The sequence below is a fragment of the Streptomyces sp. MK7 genome, from assembly GCF_032658145.1.
Lineage (GTDB): Bacteria > Actinomycetota > Actinomycetes > Streptomycetales > Streptomycetaceae > Streptomyces > Streptomyces spiralis.
The window spans coordinates 24349-41136 of sequence record NZ_JAVACL010000017.1; the positions used below are offsets into that span (position 1 = coordinate 24349).

A 16788-nucleotide genomic window follows, 5' to 3' on the forward strand; every position below is an offset into this window, starting at 1 on the left:
CACCTGCTCTCGTCCTCCTGTCGTCCTGCGCCCGGTCCAGCGGCGTACGCCGTCCCGGGCCGGTCAGCCGCCCAGCGCCGCCAGGACCACCTGCTTGGCCTCGTCCTGCACCTGGCGGAGGTGGTCGGCGCCCCGGAAGGACTCCGCGTAGACCTTGTAGACGTCCTCGGTGCCCGAGGGACGCGCCGCGAACCAGGCGTTCTCGGTGGCCACCTTGATGCCGCCGATGGACGCGCCGTTGCCCGGTGCCTCGGTGAGCACGGCGGTGACCGGCTCCCCGGCGAGGGTGTCGGCGCTGACCTGGGCCGGGGACAGCTTGGCCAGGCGTGCCTTCTCCTCCCGGGAGGCGGGTGCGTCGATGCGGGCGTAGGCGGGTTCGCCGAAGCGCGCGGTGAGGGCCGTGTAGTGCTCGGACGGGGTCCTGCCGGTGACGGCCGTGATCTCGGAGGCGAGCAGGGCCAGGATGATGCCGTCCTTGTCGGTGGTCCACACCGAGCCGTCCCGGCGCAGGAACGACGCCCCGGCGGACTCCTCGCCGCCGAAACCGAGCGAGCCGTCGACCAGTCCGTCCACGAACCACTTGAAGCCCACGGGGACCTCGACGAGCCGGCGGCCGAGGTCGGCCGCGACCCGGTCGATCATCCCGGAGGACACCAGGGTCTTGCCGACGGCGGCCTCGGCGGGCCACTGCGTGCGGTGGGCGTAGAGGTACGCGATGGCGGTGGCCAGGTAGTGGTTGGGGTTCATCAGCCCGCCGTCGGGGGTGACGATGCCGTGCCGGTCGGCGTCGGCGTCGTTGCCCGTGGCGATCCGGAACCGGTCGCGCTGCTCGATGAGCGAGGCCATCGCGTACGGCGAGGAGCAGTCCATGCGGATCTTTCCGTCCCAGTCCAGCGTCATGAACCGCCAGGTGGGGTCGGTGAGCGGATTGACCACCGTCAGGTCGAGGCGGTGCTGTTCGGCGATACGGCCCCAGTAGGCGACGGATGCTCCGCCGAGCGGGTCGGCGCCGATGCGCAGGCCCGCGTCGCGGATCGCGTCCAGGTCCAGCACGCTCGGCAGATCCGAGACGTAGGCGCCGAGGAAGTCGTGGCGGCCGGTGCCGGGGGCGGCGAGCGCCCGGGTGTAGGGGATGCGCCGTACGTCCTTCAGCCCGGCGGCGATGATCTCGTTCGCGCGGTCCTGGATCCAGGAGGTCGCCTCGGAGCCGGCCGGGCCGCCGCTCGGGGGGTTGTACTTGAAGCCGCCGTCGCCGGGCGGGTTGTGGGAGGGGGTGACGACCACGCCGTCGGCGAGGTGCGAGGTGCGGCCCCGGTTGTGGGCCAGGATGGCGTGCGAGACGGCCGGGGTGGGGGTGTAGCCGTCCGCGGCGTCGATGAGCACGGTGACGTCGTTGGCGGCGAACACCTCCAGCGCGGTGACCTTCGCCGGCTCGGACAGGGCGTGCGTGTCCGCGCCGAGGAAGAGGGGGCCGTCGGTGCCCTGCCCGGCGCGGTACTCGCAGATGGCCTGGCTGGTCGCGGCGATGTGGTCCTCGTTGAAGGCCGCCGCCAGGGACGAGCCGCGGTGGCCGGAGGTGCCGAACGCCACGCGCTGGCCCGGTTCGGCCGGGTCGGGGTGGAGAGCGTAGTACGCGGTCACCAGCCGGGCGACGTCGATCAGGTCCTCGGGCCCGGCCGGCCTGCCCGCTCGTTCCTGCTGCATGGCGCACTCCTCGCGTTCGATCGTGTATCCGCTCGCGATGTCATCTTCCCCCCTCTCCGGAGCGCGGGCGCACCGACTGGGCAGCGCGGCGACCGGCGGGGCCGGGGGGGAACTCCCGGCCGAGGACTGGGGGACTTTCGCAACAGGCCCTGGGTGCCGGGGCTGCCGGGCGCCGCGCGGGGACCGTCACCTCAGGGGCATGCCGTCGGACAGCGCGCCGCCGCCCAGTTGCTCGAACCGCTGCTGGACATTGGCCGCGAAGGCCTGCGACTCGGCGCCGCCGTAGCCCTGCCCGCCGGCGTTCATCGCCACCGTCAGGACACCCTTGAAGGGTGCGCTGGGGGAGGTACGCACCGGTGTGCACAGGAAGTTGAAGTCCTGGGGTGCCGGGGAGTCGTAGGTCCTCAGGGAGACCCGGGGCACCGTGGTGGGCCGGCCGGTGCGCAGCGCGTCGTCCATCGCCCTGAACACGCCGACCTCGTCCAGGCCGGGCAGCACCCTGCGGCCGAGGCTGAACTGGGGCACCATGCCGAAGGCCTGGCCCTGCTTGCCGTTGGCGTAGCGCAGCAGGTGCTCGGGACCCTCGGTGAGCATGATGGGGAAGGGCGCGCCGTCGAACACCGCGAACAGTTCCTGCTGCTGGGCGAGCAGGCTGTCGCGCAGCTTGAACTCGGACAGGAGGGTCTCGGTGAGTTCCTGCATGCCCTGCCGGAGCTGGCGGTCCCAGGTACGGGGCTTGAAGTCGGCGACGCACACGGTGCCCAGGATCACGCCGGTGTTGTCGCGCAGCGGAGTGCCCAGGTAGGAGCGCACGCCCAGGTCGTTGACCAGGGCGTTGCCCTTGAAGCGCGGGTAGTCGAAGACGTCGTCCAGGGCGAGCTGCGACTGCTGGGCGACCACGTGGGGGCAGAAGCCGTAGTCGCCGGGTGCCTCGCGGGCGAGGTTGCTCAGATCGAACGGGATTCCGCCGCCCGCGGTGTCCACCGAGTCCTCGTCGGAACCGGTGGGCACGAACATGCCGCGGAACATCTGCCGCTCGTCGTTGATGAAGTTGACCATGGCCAGCGGAGCCTGGGTGAAGGTGGCCGCGAGGCGCGCGACGCGGTCGAACGTGGCCTCCGCCTCGACCGTGTTGAGGCCGAGAATCCTCAGCCGGTGCGTCCGCTGCTCGCCGGCGGCACGCTGCTGTTCGGGTGACAGGGAATCCATGGGGTCAGATCAAAGCAGAGTTTCGGCCCCCTGTGGATCACCACTCCCGGTCATTTCCGACCCACCCGTCCCGCCGTCAACCCCTGCGCCCGTAGCAGGACTTGGCTTCCGCGCCGGTCACCGTGGGGCGCTCCGGTCAGTACCGGGCAGGACCGGCACGTGCCCATTCGGGGATTCTGTCCAAACTTTTCGATGTTTCAACGTCCAGCGATCACTTCCCGTCAATCTTTGAACGCCCGGCGAACCGAAACGATTTTGCCCCTGACAATCATGCGGTGGACTTGCTGTCGACACTGACGCGTTCAGTCCGGCACGACACCAGGCACTCGAATACTAGTTCGAAATTGGGAAGGGTGAGGCGGGTGCACGGTCCCCGGTCCGGGCCCGATCAGTGGGTGCGTCGAGACCGTCGGCCCCGCTTCCTCGGGCGGGCGTCACACCGTCGGCCCCCTGTCCCCGCATCGGTTTTACGCCACCACTCACGCCTGCCGTGATCGCGCGGCCCGGACCCGACGGCCGCCCGTCGGCCTGAACGCGGAGGCGGCCCCGGCGGTGCACGGCCGGCAGTCCACGCGACGGGACCGCCCACGCGACGGGACCGCCCGAGCGGCCGGTTCGCGACAGCCCCCTTCTCCGCCGTCCTCGTTCCGGGACGGTTGCTGAGCCTCTGACAAGTGACGTATGCGTGCGGAAAGTTGCGATGGGGCAAGATCAACTGCGCCAGGGCGTAGGAGTCGTGGCGACGTATGAACGGAGTTCTCTCATGAACAGGTCCGACGTGGACCCTCGGTCGGTCGCCGTGATCGGCATGGCCTGCCGGCTGCCCGGCGCCGCCACGCCCGGTGAACTGTGGGCTCTGCTGCGGGACGGCGTGGACGCCACGAGCGAGACACCTCCCGAACGTTACGACGTGGACGCCCTCCACTCCCCCGGCGCCGGACCGGGTCGCATAGCCGCCCGCCGCGGCGGCTACCTGGACCGGGTGGCGGAGTTCGACGCGGAGTTCTTCGGGATGTCGGCCACCGAAGCCACCGAACTCGACCCGCAGCAGCGGCTGTTGCTGATGACGGCCTGGGACGCGCTGGAGGACGCCGGGCAGCGTCCCGACCGGCTGGCGGGCAGCCGGTCCGCCGTCTTCGTCGGCAACGCCCGCGCCGACCATCTGGAACTCGCCCTGCGCCGCGGCCCCGAGTCGGTGACGGCCGCCCAGCTCAACAACTTCCGCTCCCTGCTGGCCGCCCGCCTGTCCCACTTCTTCGACCTCCGCGGCCCCAGCGTCGTGGTGGACACCGCCTGTTCGTCCTCGCTGGTCGCCGTGCACCAGGCCGTGCGGAGCCTGCGCGCCGGGGAGAGCCCGCTGGCCCTGGCCGCGGGGGTGAACCTCGCGCTGCGCCCGGACGAGGGCCTGGTCCTCACCCACGCCGGCGCGATGGCCGGCGACGGACGCAGCAAGTTCGGCGACGCGGGCGCGGACGGCTACTCCCCGAGCGACGCGGTGGCCGTGGTCGTCCTCAAGCGCCTGACCGACGCGTTGGCCGACGGCGACCGCGTCCGCGCGGTCATCCGGGGCAGCGCGATCGGCAACGACGGCCGCACCAGCGACACCGTGCTCAACCCCTCGCTCCAGGGCCAACTCGACGTCCTGCGCTGGGCGTACGAGGACGCCGGCGTGGACCCGGCCGACGTCGACTACGTCGAGGCGCACGGTTCCGGCTCGCCGGCCCTCGACCCGCTGGAGCTGAGAGCGCTGGGCGAGGTGCTCGGCGCGGGACGGCCCGCCCACCGGCCGCTGCTGGTCGGCTCGGTCAAGACCAACGTCGGGCACGCGGAGGCGGCCGGTGGCATGGCCGGGCTCGTCAAGGCCGTGCTGTGCCTGGAGCACGGCCAGATACCGGCCAGCCTGAACCTGGACACCCCGCACCCGGGCGTCGACTGGGACAGCCTGCCGCTGGAGGTGCCGGCCAAGCTGCGGGACCTGCCCGACCCGGGCCGCCCCGCCGTCGTCGGGGTCGGCGGGCAGGGCTCCTCCGCGCTCAACGCCCACGTGGTGCTCGGCCAGGCCGGCGCCCCGGCCGTACCGCCCGCCGGCGAGGCCGACGCCGCGCCGTACGTCCTGGCCGTCTCGGCGCACAGCCCCGCCGCCCTGGAGGCGCTGGCCTCGGCCTACGCCGCCTATCTGCGCCCCGGCGGCGAGGGGGCGTCGTACGCGCTGCGCGACATCTGCTACAGCGCGGCCACCCGGCGCCGGCACCACGCGCACCGCATCGCGGTGGTCGGCCGCACCCACGAGGAGCTGGCGGACGCGCTCACCGGGGCTCCGGCGCTGGGCGGGCGGCCGCTGTCGGCCGTCGCCGACCGCTACCGCGCGGGCGAGGAGCCGGACTGGGAGGCGGTGTTCGGCACGCCGGGCTTCTACGTCCCGCTGCCCCCCTACCCCTGGCAGCTGCGCCGGTACTGGCCGGGCGAGGACCACGGCGACGGGCACGGCGAGGCCGGCGACCTGGCCGCCTGGGTGCTGCGCGAGCACGCCCGCACCGGTTTCGACGACGACTCCTCCCTCACCGACATCGGCATCGACTCGCTGGCGAAGCTGCGGATCGTCGTCGAACTGGCCAAGCGGTGCCGACAGGAGGTCGACCCCGAGGAGTTCGGCCGGTTGCGCACGGTCGGCGAGCTGCGGCAGTGGACCCGGGCGCTGGAGGCGACGGCCCGGTGAACACCCCTCAGACCCTCTACGAGTGGTTCGCCCGCACGGCCGCCGCGCACCCCGAGGAGCCGGCCCTGGAGGTCGACGGGTCCCGGCTGACCTACGGCGAACTGCGCGAGCGCGCCGAGCGCACGGCCGCGGACCTGGTCGCGGCGGCAGGCGGCACCCCGCCGCGCCGGGTCGGCCTGCTCGCCACCCGCTCGGTGACCGCCTACGCCGGTTACCTCGCCATCCTGCGGGCCGGTGCGGCCGTCGTCCCCCTGAACCCGGAGCACCCCACCGCACGAACGGCCGACGTCGTCGAGGCGGCCGCCCTCGACCTCATCCTGACCGAGACCCCCGACGCCGTCGCAGACCTCGGCGTCCCCGTCCACGCGCCCGATCCGGCCACCCCGCCCGGGGACGCCCCGGGCGGCACCGCGGACGGCCCCGGAGCGGACGGTGCGGCCGTGGGGGCCGACAGGGCGTACAGGGCGAGCGGGGCCGAGAGGGCCGGCACGGCGATCGGGGCCGCCCCGGCCACCGGGACCGGCACAGGTACCGAGACCGGCACGGGCACCGTGGCGAGTGGCGAAAGCGTGACCGGGGCCGAGAAGGCCGACAAGGCCAGAACGGCCGCGGGGGCAGTCGGACTCGCCGGGGCCACCGCGGCAGACGGGGCAGACGGACACGCCGGGGCCGCCGGGGCAGACGGGGCAGACGGAGCCGCCGAGGCCGTCGGGGCCGACGCGGCCGGGCCGGCCGGGCCGGCCGGCGGAGGCGTCGGACCCCACGCGGCCAGCGATGAGGTGTTTCGGCAGGTGGGGCCCGACGATGTGGCGTACATCATCTTCACCTCCGGTTCGACCGGGGCGCCCAAGGGCGTGCCGGTCCGGCACCGGAACATCTGCGCCTATCTGGAGCGGGTCGCCGGACGGTACGGCATCGGCCCGGGCAGCCGGCTGTCGCAGACCTTCGAGCTGACGTTCGACGGGTCCGTGCACGACCTGTTCGTCGCCTGGGCGGGCGGCGGCACCCTCGTCGTGCCCCGGCGCAGCCAGTTGCTGTCCCCGGTCAAAACCATCAACAACCTGCGCCTGACGCACTGGTTCTCGGTGCCGTCCCTGATCACGTTCGCCTCCCGCCTCGGCACCCTCGCGCCCGGCAGCATGCCGACCCTGCGCTGGAGCGTCTTCGGCGGCGAGCCGCTCACGCTCCAGGCGGCCCGCGAATGGCGCACCGCCGCTCCGGGCAGCCGCCTCGAAGTCCTCTACGGCCCCACCGAGGTGACCATCTCCTGCACCGCCTACCGGTTCCCCGAGGACATCGCCGACTGGCCGCACACCCCCAACGGCACCGCGCCGATCGGCACCGGCCACCCCGCCATGGAGCTGATGCTGCTGGGCGAGGACGGCCGGCCGGGCGACACCGGCGAGCTGTGCGTACGGGGCCCGTTGCGCTTCGCCGGATACCTGGACCCCGCGCACGACGCGGGCCGCTTCCTCACCGAGGACCTCCGGCCGGCCGGCGACGGCCCGCCGGAGCGGCGGTACTGGTACCGGACGGGAGACAGGGTCACCGTGCGGGACGGCCGGCTCGTCCATCTCGGGCGGACCGACCACCAGGTCAAGATCCGCGGTCACCGGATCGAGCTGGGCGAGATCGAGGCCGCGCTGCGCGGGCAGCCCGGGGTGCGGGACGCGATCGTCGTCACCGTGCCGGCCGCCGACGGCGAGCCGGAGCTGCGGGCCGCGGTGAGCGGCCCGGGCTGCGTGCCCGACCGGCTGTACACGGCCCTGGGCGACCGGTTGCCGCCGTACATGATGCCCAGCCGGATCACCGTCCTGGACCGGCTGCCCCTCAACCCCAACGGCAAGATCGACCGCCGGGCCGTGCTCACCGAACTCGGGTGCGTCCGCTGAGTTCTTCCTGACCCTCCCCGTCCCCGACCCTCGTCCACCGACGTCCGTTGTGAGGCATCCGCATGTACGACGCCATCGTGGTGGGGGCGCGCTGCGCCGGCGCGCCCACCGCCTTGCTGCTGGCCCGGGCGGGACACCGAGTGCTCCTGCTCGACAAGGCGGCGTACGGCTCCGACACCCTCTCCACCCACCTGATCCATCAGCCCGGCGTCGCCGCGCTCGCCCGCTGGGGCCTGCTGGAGCGGGTGCGCGCCTCGGGCTGCCCGCCCATCGAGCGCGCGGTCTACGAGGTCGCCGACATCCACATCGAGGGCTGCGCCCGGGGTGTGGAGGGGCAGCGGGCGGGGTTCGCCCCGCGGCGGCACGTGCTGGACGCCCTCCTGGTGGACGCGGCCGTCGAGGCGGGTGCCGAGTTCCGCGACCACTGCCGGGTCACCGGTCTGCTGCGCGACGACCGCGACCGGGTCGTCGGCGTCGAGGGCAGACACGGCGGCCGCGCGTTCACCGAGCGCGCGCACCTGGTGATCGGCGCGGACGGCATGCGCTCCGCGGTCGCGCGGCTGGCGGGTGCGCCGCACACGGTGCGGGACCCCCGGCTGACCTGCGCCTACTACACTTACTGGCAGGACGTCCCGGCCGATCTGGAGCTGTACGAGCGGCCCGGCGGCTGGGTGGCCACGGTGCCCACCCACGACGCGGCGACCCTCGTCCTGGCCTACTTCCCCCAGTCCCGCTTCGGGGAGGTCCGTACCGATGCGCGCCGCGCCTACCGGGAGCAGATACGCGCCACCGCGCCCGCCCTGCACGACCGGCTGGCCGGCGCCAGCCCGGTGGAGCGGCTGCACGGCTGCGGCGACCAGCAGAACTTCTTCCGGCAGCAGACCGGACCCGGCTGGGTCCTGGTGGGCGACGCCGCACACCACAAGGACTCCATCACGGCACGGGGGATCAGTGACGCCTTCCAGCAGGTCGAGGACCTCGTGGCGGCGGTGAGCGGCACGCTGGGCGGCGATCCCGCACGAGTGGACGCCGCGCTGAGCCGGTTCGCCGAGGACGGCAGGGCACGGCTCGCACCTGGCTACGAGGCCACGCTCGGCGCCGCCCGGCTGGACCCGCACGAGCAGCGGCTCTCCCTGCTGCGCGCGGTGCAGTCGGACCCGGAACTCACCGCGATCTACCTCGATCTGGTGGCCGGCATCGCCTCCGCCTCCGACCTGTACACCCCGCGACTGCTCACGCTGCTGTGATGGGTGCCAACTATATGGAGATACAGGCCAGTTGCCGCAGACCGCATATGACGCTGCGCGATGATCCTGATACCGTGCAGCTCGCGCCGACCTCGATCACGGTGAGCCACCAAGGCCGCAGCGCGGGGATCGTCGAACGTCGAGCGCACCTGCCCGCACCGCTGTACCGCTGCTGTACGAGGAATCAGATGCCAGGCACCCGCGACCGGCGGACACGTCACCGCGCCGCTTCTCCCCGATCACTGCGATCCTCGTTCGTCCTCCCCTTCGTCATCCCCGCGGTCTGTCTCAGCGGCCTGTGGGGGTACACGGCGGCCGGGCTCGTGGACGACCAGGTCGGCTTGCACACCGAGGCCGACCACGTCACGTCCCTCGCCCGGCCCGCGCAGGAACTGCTGTCGCGGATCCAGGACGAGCGCCGGCTGACCGCCGTGTGGCAGGCGGCCCGTACGGACGCCGCCCGGGCGGACCTGGACGCGGCCCGCAAGAAGACCGACACGGCCCTCGCCGAGTACCACCGGCAGGCGGACGGCGCGGACACGGCGACGCTGCGGCGCCGGGCCGGGGCGTTCGACGGCGCGCTGGCGTCGCTGGCGGACCGCCGGTCCGCGGTCGACGCGCGCAAGCTGTCGCCCGGCGACGCCTTCGCGTACTTCACCGAGGCCGCCTCCCAGGGCCTGGCCCTGCTCACCGCGGCCGTACGCAGCGACGACGGGACACTGGAGCGTGCCGGCACCGCGACGGTGGCGCTGGCGCAGATCACCGAGATGCTGGCGCGCGAGGACGCGCTGGTCTCCGCGGCCCTGCCCGCTCGACGCATCGCGGAGGCCGACCGCGTCCGCTTCGGCGAGTACCTCGGCTTCCAGCGGGCCGCACGGGCGGGACTGATCGCCGAGGACCTGCCCGGCGACGCGGCCGCCGGGTACACGCGGATCACCTCCGGCACGCAGTGGGCCGCGGTCGGCTCGGTGGAGGACGCCGTCTCCGGCGGCCGGGGTACGGCTCTGCCGCAGCGCGCCACCGCCTGGCCGGCCGCCGCGGACAGCGTCGTGGGTGACGCCCAGCGTCTGGGCGTCACCTCCCTGGAGGCGTGGGCCGGCGATGCCTCGGACCGGGCCGACGAGCTGCTGCTGGCCACCCTGCTGGGGACGGCGGCCACGCTTGCGGCGCTGGCCGCCGCCGCGGTGCTGGCGCTGCGCACGCGCCGCTCGGCGAGCGGCCGCCTCGCCGAGTCCGACCGCCTGGCCGAGCAGCTGTCCGAACTCCGGTCGAACGCCGAGCGGCTGGCGGCCTACCGCCTGCCCGAGGTGCTGGGCCGAATAGAACGCGGCGAGCGGATCGACCCGGCCGTGCTCACCTCGCAACGGCCGCAGGCGGGCGACGAGATCGGGCGGCTGTACTCGGCCGTCGACCAACTCGCGCACGTCGCCGCCCGGTCCGCGCTGCGCCAGTCCCAGGGCCGGGAGGGCTCGGACAAGGTCGTGGGGCAGCTCATCCGGCGCGCCCAGGTGCTGATCCACCGGCTGATCGCGCTGCTGGACGACCTGGAACGCAAGCACGAGGACTCGGATCTGCTCAAGGACATCTTCCGCGTCGACCATCTGGCCACCCGGGTGCGGCGCCACGCGGAGAACCTGATGATCCTCAGCGGCGCTCCGCCGAGCCGCCGCACGACCCAGCCCGTCGCGCTCACCGATGTGATGCGCAGCGCGGTGGCGGAGACCGAGCAGTACACCAGGGTCAAGGTGAAGAACACGCCGGCGGACCGGCGGGTGGCCCTGGCCGGCCGTGCCGTCGCCGACGTCACGCATCTGCTGGCCGAGCTCATCGAGAACGGCACCAGTTTCTCCCCGCCGGACACCCAGGTGACGGTCAGCGCCACCCGGGTCGCCAAGGGCCTGGCCGTCCATGTGGAGGACCAGGGCCTCGGCATGCCCGCGGACCTGCTGGAGCGGGCCAACCGGCTGCTCGCCGAGCCGCCCAGGGTCGACATGACCGTGTTCGGCGAGGACCCGCGTCTGGGGCACTTCGTGGTGGCGCGGCTCGCCGAGCGGCACGGCATCAAGGTGGTGCTGCGCGAGTCGGACTACGGCGGCACGCTCGCCCTGGTGGTGATCCCCGTGCCGCTGCTGGAGGAGACCTCCTCGCCCGTCGTCGACCAGCTCCAGTCGGCCGCGGTCGCCGCCGGCCGGGCCGTGGAGAGCGAACCGGAACCCGAGCTGACGGGCACCGGGCAGCACCTGGCCGCCGCCGGCCACGGCGCCCTGACGGGGGCGGGTGCCCGTGAGGCCGGCGCCGAGGGCGTCATCGTCCACACGGCGCTGCCGGACCACAACGGTTTCCCCGAGTACGGAGGTGCAGGCTTGTTGCCCCCCGCGTCGGAACACCCCGCGCCCTCGGACCCGGAGCCGGCCCCGCCGAGCCGGCCGGCCCCGCCGGCTCGACCGGCCAGCCCGGCACCACCGGCCCAGCCTGCGCCGTCGGCCCGACGCGCCGAGCCGGCCGGAACGGGCCCGCAGCCGCCTGGACCGGCCGCGGAGCCCTACCGGCGGACGGCACCGCCGCCCGCACGGCAGCCCGCACGGCAGACCCCGGAGCCGGCCGGAGGCCCCGGCACGCCGGACACCCCCCGTCCGCTCACCACACCCTCGGTCCTGCCGCAACGGGTCAGGGGGGCCAGCCTGGCCCAGCAGTTGCGCAGTCAGGCGGCACAGGCCGAGGACGAGTCCGGGCGCCCAAGCGACGACGACGTCATCTCCCCGCACGCGTCGGCCCGTGCGATGAGCGCCATCCACCAGGGGCTCAAGCGGGCCTGGGGCTCCGAGAACGCCCAGGACGCCGAGGACACCGAGGACGACGACACGCCGCACGGTGCGCACGAGAGGCCCAGCGACGCGGCCGGCCCCACCGCCCCTGAACTGTGAGGACGTTAAGCAATGACTGAGCAGGTACACACCGGACGTCAGCTCGACTGGCTCCTGGACGGTCTGGTGGACCGGATACCGGAGATCCGGTGCGCCATCGTGCTCTCCGGTGACGGTCTTCTGATCGGCAAGTCCAAGGACATGCTCCGCGACGACGCCGAGCACCTGTCCGCCGTGGCCTCGGGTGTGCACAGCCTCGCCCGCGGCGCCGCGCGTCACTTCCACAGCGGACGCGTGCAGCAGACGGTCATTCAGATGGACAAGGCGTTCCTCTTCGTCACGGCCGCGGGCAAGGGGGCCCGGCTGGCATCGCTCGCCTCGGAGGAAGTGGATGTGGGGATGATGGCGTACGAGATGGGCACGCTCGTCAAGCAGGTGGGCCAGTATCTGACGGCCGCGCCACGCGTGCAGTCCCCGACCGGCGGCCCCGTTCAGGATGCCTGAGCCGCGCCGGCACGACGTCGAGGAGGCCGGGCGCTACTTACGGCCGTACGCCATCACCGGCGGACGCACCCAGCACAGCCAGTACGCGTTCACGCTGATCACACTGGTCGTGGCGCGGTCGGCACACGGGTCGGCCACGGGCCGGCTGGAGCCGGAGGCGGCCCACATCCTCGACCTGTGCCGGGACCGTGCGCTGGCGGTCGCGGAGATCGCCGCACTGCTGGATCTGCCGGTGAGCGTGGTGAAGGTGCTCTGCGGCGATCTGCTCGACGCCTCGCTGATCCTGGTGCAGTCGCCGCCCGGTCAGGAGAGCCGGCCGAGTGTGGAACTCATCGAAAGGGTGATGGATGGTATCCGTCAGCTCTGAACCGGTCATGCCGACCGCGCTGAAGATCCTCATCGCGGGCGGCTTCGGGGTGGGCAAGACCACCATGGTGGCCGCGGTGAGCGAGGTGCCTCCGCTGGAGACGGAGGAGCGGATGACCGAGGCGAGCCTCGGCGTCGACGACCTGTCGGGGGTGGAGGGCAAGTCCTCGACGACGGTGGCGATGGACTTCGGCCGCATCACGATCGCCCCGGAACTGGTGCTGTACCTGTTCGGCACGCCCGGCCAGGACCGGTTCTGGTTCATGTGGGACGACCTGGCCACCGGTGCGCTCGGCGCGGTGGTCCTCGCGGACACGCGGCGGCTGGAGGCGTCGTTCGCCTCGATCGACTTCTTCGAGGCGCGTGGCATCCCCTTCGCCGTGGGCGTCAACTGCTTCCACGGGCGGCGCGACTGCAGCACCAAGCAGGTACGGGCCGCGCTGGACCTGGACGCGTCCACCCCGGTGGTGCTGTGCGACGTGCGCGACCGCGCCTCCAGCAAGCAGGTCCTGCTCAGCGCGCTGGAGGCGGCCCGAGCCCGGGCGACCGCGGAACGTGATGTGACCTACGTCATATGACAGCCCGGAAGTTTTGCCCGGTGCGGTGATCGGTTCCCGCCGCGTGTCCGTACCTCCTGGCGTACGAGCCGCTCGCGTCTGGAGGCACCCTGCCCATGTCCCGCAGAACGATCGGAACCGCCTTCGTGGCCGGCGCACTGGGTCTGACCGTCGCTGCACTCGCCTATCCCGCCGTGCTCGGGGTGCAGAACACCGCCGGCTCGCCCAGCCGCGTCATCGCCGACACGCGGTACGGGCCGCTCACCGAGGCCGACCGTGACTTCGTCGTCAAGGTGCGCTCGGCCGGGCTGTGGGAGTACCCACTGGGCGAGCTGGCGCTGAAGAAGGGGTCGACGCCGCAGATGCGGGAGGCCGGCAAGCATCTGATCGTCGGGCATGCCGGGCTCGACGAGATGTGCCGCAGGATCGCTCCCGAGCTGGGCATCACGCTGCCCAACCAGGCGAGCCCGCAACAGCAGCAGTTCGTCCAGACCTCGGCCGCCCTGGCCGGCAAGGAGTTCGACGTCACCGCGGCGAACATCATGCGCGTCACCCACGGCCAGATCTTCCCGGCGATCGCGAAGATCCGGGCCGGTACCGAGAACACGCTGGTGCGCCGGCTGGCCAACCTCGCCAACGACACCGTCCTCGACCACATCACCGTGCTGGAGGCCACCGGTGTGGTCGACTTCGGTCAGGTGAACTTCCGGCAGACCACCCCGCCGAAGCTCCCGAAGGACCAGCTCACCCCGCCCCCGCCACAGCCCGGTGCCCCGGTCGTCGCCCTCACCCCCCGCCCCGACCTGAACATCAACACCGTCTCCCCGGCACCGAGTCCGCCGACCGTCGGCTGACCAGGCCGGTCACGTGGGCGGTGCCGTTTCCGCCCGGAGCCGATGGGTACGCGGCGAGCATGATCCCCACTCCGGAGAACGGCCCGGAGGCCGCCACCGTCACCGTCCGGCCGTACGGCAATCCGCTGCCCCTGGGGTTCTTCGCGTTCGGCATCGGCATGGTGCTGCTGGCCGGGGTCGGCCTGGGCCTGCTCACCGGCGACGAGGTGCGCTCCGCGGGCATCCTGCTCGCGGTCTTCGTCTTCCCGCTGGAGTTCCTCGCCGCCGTCATGGCCTTTCTGACCCGGGACACCGCCGCGGCGGCGGCGCTCGGGCTGTTCGCCACCTCGTGGTCCGCGCTGGGGGTGCTGCACATCGTCGCGCCCGACCAGCGGACCAGCACCGCCCTCGGCATGTACCTGTGCGCCTTCGCCCTCATGCTGCTGCCGCTGGCCGTGACCGGCTTCCTGGGCAAGGCGCTGCTCGGCGTGGTCCTGAGCGTCTCCGCGTTGCGGGCCGCGCTGGCGGCCGCCTATCAGCTCGGCGCACCGCACGCGCTCGAACTCGCCGACGCCGCCGCCGCGTTACTGCTGGCGGCGCTGGCGCTGTACGCCGGTACCGCCTTCCTCGTCGAGGACCTGCGGCAGCGTACGGTCCTGCCGGTCCTGCGCCGCGGGGACGCCCGGCGGGCGGTCGAGGAGGACCTGGACGGCCGGCGGACCGGCCGGGCGCGGGAGCCGGGCATCCGCAAGCAGTTGTGAAGGCGTCCCGCACTGCGCGGGCGGCGCGGCAGCGTCAGGACTGCGTGACGGCGAGGGTGAGCAGTGCCGCCGCGGCCAGGACGGCCACGGCGGCGATCACGGAGGCCACGCACCGCGCCCGCAACCGGGAGTACCGCTCCTCGTACTCGCCGCGCAGGGCCCGGCAGCGGTCCGCGACGCGCTGGAGGTCCGCACGCGCCCGGACCAGGCAGTCGCGGACGTAGTGCTGTTCGATCTCCTCCCGCTGGGCGGTGGTCAGCCACTGGAGCGGCTCGGTGAAGGCGCGGGCCCGCTCCTCGGCCTCGGCGACGCGCGCCTGCCACAGCAGGTAGCCCTCCACCTGGTTGACGACGTGGGCGGGTGAGACCGGCTCGTCGTCCGTGCGTCTGCGTGCGTCCGTCATGTCGGCAGTCCCAGGTTCTCCCGCTTGTCCGTGAGCGAGACCTCGGGATGGCTCATGTCGAATGCCGGGGACTCACTGCGGATCATGGGCAGGGTGACGAAGTTGTGCCGCGGCGGGGGACAGGAGGTCGCCCACTCCAGCGAACGGCCGTACCCCCAGGGGTCGTCGATCTCGATCTTCTTGCCGTACTTCGCCGTCTTCCACACGTTGTAGAAGAACGGCAGCGTGGACAGGCCCAGCAGGAACGAGCCGATGGTGGAGACCGTGTTCAGCGCGGTGAAGCCGTCGGCGGCCAGGTAGTCGGCGTACCGGCGCGGCATGCCCTCGGCGCCCAGCCAGTGCTGGACGAGGAAGGTGGTGTGGAAGCCGACGAACAACGTCCAGAAGTTGATCTTGCCCAGGCGTTCGTCGAGCATCTTGCCGGTGAACTTCGGCCACCAGAAGTAGAAGCCCGCGAACATCGCGAAGACGACGGTGCCGAAGATCACGTAGTGGAAGTGCGCCACCACGAAGTAGGAGTCCGAGACGTGGAAGTCCAGCGGCGGGGAGGCCAGCAGGACGCCGGTCAGACCACCGAAGAGGAAGGTCACCAGGAAGCCGGTCGCCCACAGCATCGGCGTCTCGAACGACAGCGCACCCTTCCACATCGTGCCGATCCAGTTGAAGAACTTCACCCCGGTCGGCACGGCGATCAAAAAGCTCATGAAGGAGAAGAACGGCAGCAGCACCCCGCCGGTGACGAACATGTGGTGGGCCCACACGGTCACCGAAAGGCCCATGATCGAGATGGTCGCACCGACCAGCCCCATGTAACCGAAGATCGGCTTGCGGGAGAACACCGGGATGATCTCCGTGACGATGCCGAAGAACGGCAGCGCGATGATGTACACCTCCGGGTGGCCGAAGAACCAGAAGAGGTGCTGCCACAACAACGCTCCGCCGTTGCTGGCGTCGAAGACGTGGGCGCCGAACTTGCGGTCGGCCTCCAGCGCGAGCAGCGCACCCGCCAGGACCGGGAAGGCGACCAGCACCAGGGCACTGGTGAGCAGCACGTTCCACACGAAGATCGGCATGCGGAACATGGTCATGCCCGGGGCGCGCATGCAGACGATGGTGGTGATGAAGTTGACCGAGCCCAGGATGGTGCCGAAGCCCGACAGGGCGAGCCCCATGATCCACAGGTCACCGCCGATGCCCGGTGAGTGCACCGCGTCGGTCAGCGGGGAGTAGGCGAACCAGCCGAAGTCGGCCGCGCCGTTGGGGGTGAGGAAGCCGCCCACCGCGATCAGCGAACCGAGCAGGTACAGCCAGTAGGCCAGCATGTTCAGCCGGGGGAAGGCCACGTCCGGGGCGCCGATCTGAAGCGGCATGATCCAGTTCGTGAAGCCCGCGAACAGCGGCGTCGCGAACATCAGCAGCATGGCCGTGCCGTGCATCGTGAAGAACTGGTTGAACTGCTCGGTCGACATGATCTGCAGGCCCGGACGGGCCAGTTCGGCCCGCATCAGCATTGCCAGGATGCCGCCGAACACGAAGAACGCGAACGAGGTGACCAGATACAACGAGCCGATCGTCTTGTGATCGGTCGTCGTCACCCATTTCACCACCACGGCACCGGCCCGCAGGCGGCGACGGGGACCGGCGGTTTCCGGCGTGATGTGCTGAACGTCTGTCATGCGGCCCGTGACACGCTTTCTTGCGAAGACATGGATGCGTGAGTTCCGCGGGAATC

General features: G+C 72.3%; 13 protein-coding genes. 9 read left to right on the forward strand and 4 right to left on the reverse strand.

From position 1 onward, the window contains the following. Positions 1–63: 63 nt before the first annotated feature. Together pgm and R2S09_RS19840 are read right to left on the reverse strand one after the other, a co-directional pair. Entirely contained in the window at positions 64–1704 is a 1641-nt protein-coding gene (pgm, locus tag R2S09_RS19835) for a phosphoglucomutase (alpha-D-glucose-1,6-bisphosphate-dependent) (protein WP_316742393.1), read from the reverse strand. A 186-nt stretch (positions 1705–1890) separates the two neighbouring features. Next, positions 1891–2913 carry a GAF domain-containing protein gene (locus R2S09_RS19840; RefSeq protein WP_306189170.1) on the reverse strand — a complete coding sequence of 341 codons (1023 nt, stop codon included), beginning with the start codon at positions 2911–2913 and terminating at the stop codon, positions 1891–1893. Between the two features lie 763 nt (positions 2914–3676). On the opposite strand from R2S09_RS19840, the gene R2S09_RS19845 reads away from it, so the two are divergent. From R2S09_RS19845 to R2S09_RS19885, 9 genes are all read left to right on the forward strand, one after another. Beyond that, positions 3677–5629, forward strand: a complete 1953-nt coding sequence (locus tag R2S09_RS19845; protein ID WP_316742395.1) for a beta-ketoacyl synthase N-terminal-like domain-containing protein — start codon at positions 3677–3679, stop codon at positions 5627–5629. Beyond that, positions 5626–7521, forward strand: a complete 1896-nt coding sequence (locus tag R2S09_RS19850) for an AMP-binding protein (RefSeq protein WP_316742397.1) — start codon at positions 5626–5628, stop codon at positions 7519–7521. Before R2S09_RS19845 ends, R2S09_RS19850 begins: the two co-directional genes overlap by 4 nt. A 62-nt stretch (positions 7522–7583) precedes the next feature. Continuing rightward, a complete protein-coding gene (locus R2S09_RS19855) occupies positions 7584–8768 on the forward strand; it encodes an NAD(P)/FAD-dependent oxidoreductase (RefSeq protein ID WP_316742398.1) in 1185 nt (394 codons plus the stop codon). A gap of 188 nt (positions 8769–8956) precedes the next feature. Beyond that, positions 8957–11692: a nitrate- and nitrite sensing domain-containing protein gene (locus tag R2S09_RS19860; RefSeq protein ID WP_316742399.1), complete on the forward strand. Its 2736-nt coding sequence runs from the start codon at positions 8957–8959 to the stop codon at positions 11690–11692. Positions 11693–11704: 12 nt separating this feature from the next. Continuing rightward, positions 11705–12136: a roadblock/LC7 domain-containing protein gene (locus R2S09_RS19865; protein WP_030173566.1), complete on the forward strand. Its 432-nt coding sequence runs from the start codon at positions 11705–11707 to the stop codon at positions 12134–12136. Further along, complete coding sequence (locus tag R2S09_RS19870) at positions 12129–12503, forward strand: DUF742 domain-containing protein (RefSeq protein ID WP_306189165.1); 375 nt, start codon at positions 12129–12131, stop codon at positions 12501–12503. Before R2S09_RS19865 ends, R2S09_RS19870 begins: the two co-directional genes overlap by 8 nt. After that, a complete protein-coding gene (locus R2S09_RS19875; protein WP_316742403.1) occupies positions 12484–13080 on the forward strand; it encodes an ATP/GTP-binding protein in 597 nt (198 codons plus the stop codon). Before R2S09_RS19870 ends, R2S09_RS19875 begins: the two co-directional genes overlap by 20 nt. A 95-nt stretch (positions 13081–13175) precedes the next feature. Continuing rightward, a complete protein-coding gene (locus R2S09_RS19880) occupies positions 13176–13913 on the forward strand; it encodes a DUF4142 domain-containing protein (RefSeq protein ID WP_399144219.1) in 738 nt (245 codons plus the stop codon). Between the two features lie 59 nt (positions 13914–13972). Further along, entirely contained in the window at positions 13973–14653 is a 681-nt protein-coding gene (locus tag R2S09_RS19885; protein WP_316742404.1) for a GPR1/FUN34/YaaH family transporter, read from the forward strand. 34 nt (positions 14654–14687) lie between these two features. On the opposite strand, the gene R2S09_RS19890 is transcribed toward R2S09_RS19885, so the two are convergent. Then, the gene (locus tag R2S09_RS19890; RefSeq protein ID WP_306189162.1) at positions 14688–15056 is read right to left on the reverse strand and encodes a cytochrome C oxidase subunit I; all 369 of its coding nucleotides are present in this window, start codon (positions 15054–15056) and stop codon (positions 14688–14690) included. Then, positions 15053–16732: a cytochrome c oxidase subunit I gene (gene ctaD, locus R2S09_RS19895; protein ID WP_306189161.1), complete on the reverse strand. Its 1680-nt coding sequence runs from the start codon at positions 16730–16732 to the stop codon at positions 15053–15055. Before ctaD ends, R2S09_RS19890 begins: the two co-directional genes overlap by 4 nt. Between the last annotated feature and the right edge of the window lie 56 nt (positions 16733–16788).

Excerpts from the sequence above, each read along its gene's own strand:
- R2S09_RS19840 (WP_306189170.1), bottom strand. The coding sequence starts at position 2,913 with ATGGATTCCCTGTCACCCGAACAGCAGCGTGCCGCCGGCGAGCAGCGG.
- R2S09_RS19890 (WP_306189162.1), bottom strand. The coding sequence starts at position 15,056 with ATGACGGACGCACGCAGACGCACGGACGACGAGCCGGTCTCACCCGCC.
- R2S09_RS19845 (WP_316742395.1), top strand. The coding sequence starts at position 3,677 with ATGAACAGGTCCGACGTGGACCCTCGGTCGGTCGCCGTGATCGGCATG.
- R2S09_RS19870 (WP_306189165.1), top strand. The coding sequence starts at position 12,129 with ATGCCTGAGCCGCGCCGGCACGACGTCGAGGAGGCCGGGCGCTACTTA.
- R2S09_RS19865 (WP_030173566.1), top strand. The coding sequence starts at position 11,705 with ATGACTGAGCAGGTACACACCGGACGTCAGCTCGACTGGCTCCTGGAC.
- ctaD (WP_306189161.1), bottom strand. The coding sequence starts at position 16,732 with ATGACAGACGTTCAGCACATCACGCCGGAAACCGCCGGTCCCCGTCGC.
- R2S09_RS19875 (WP_316742403.1), top strand. The coding sequence starts at position 12,484 with ATGGTATCCGTCAGCTCTGAACCGGTCATGCCGACCGCGCTGAAGATC.
- R2S09_RS19860 (WP_316742399.1), top strand. The coding sequence starts at position 8,957 with ATGCCAGGCACCCGCGACCGGCGGACACGTCACCGCGCCGCTTCTCCC.
- pgm (WP_316742393.1), bottom strand. The coding sequence starts at position 1,704 with ATGCAGCAGGAACGAGCGGGCAGGCCGGCCGGGCCCGAGGACCTGATC.
- R2S09_RS19885 (WP_316742404.1), top strand. The coding sequence starts at position 13,973 with ATGATCCCCACTCCGGAGAACGGCCCGGAGGCCGCCACCGTCACCGTC.
- R2S09_RS19880 (WP_399144219.1), top strand. The coding sequence starts at position 13,176 with ATGTCCCGCAGAACGATCGGAACCGCCTTCGTGGCCGGCGCACTGGGT.
- R2S09_RS19855 (WP_316742398.1), top strand. The coding sequence starts at position 7,584 with ATGTACGACGCCATCGTGGTGGGGGCGCGCTGCGCCGGCGCGCCCACC.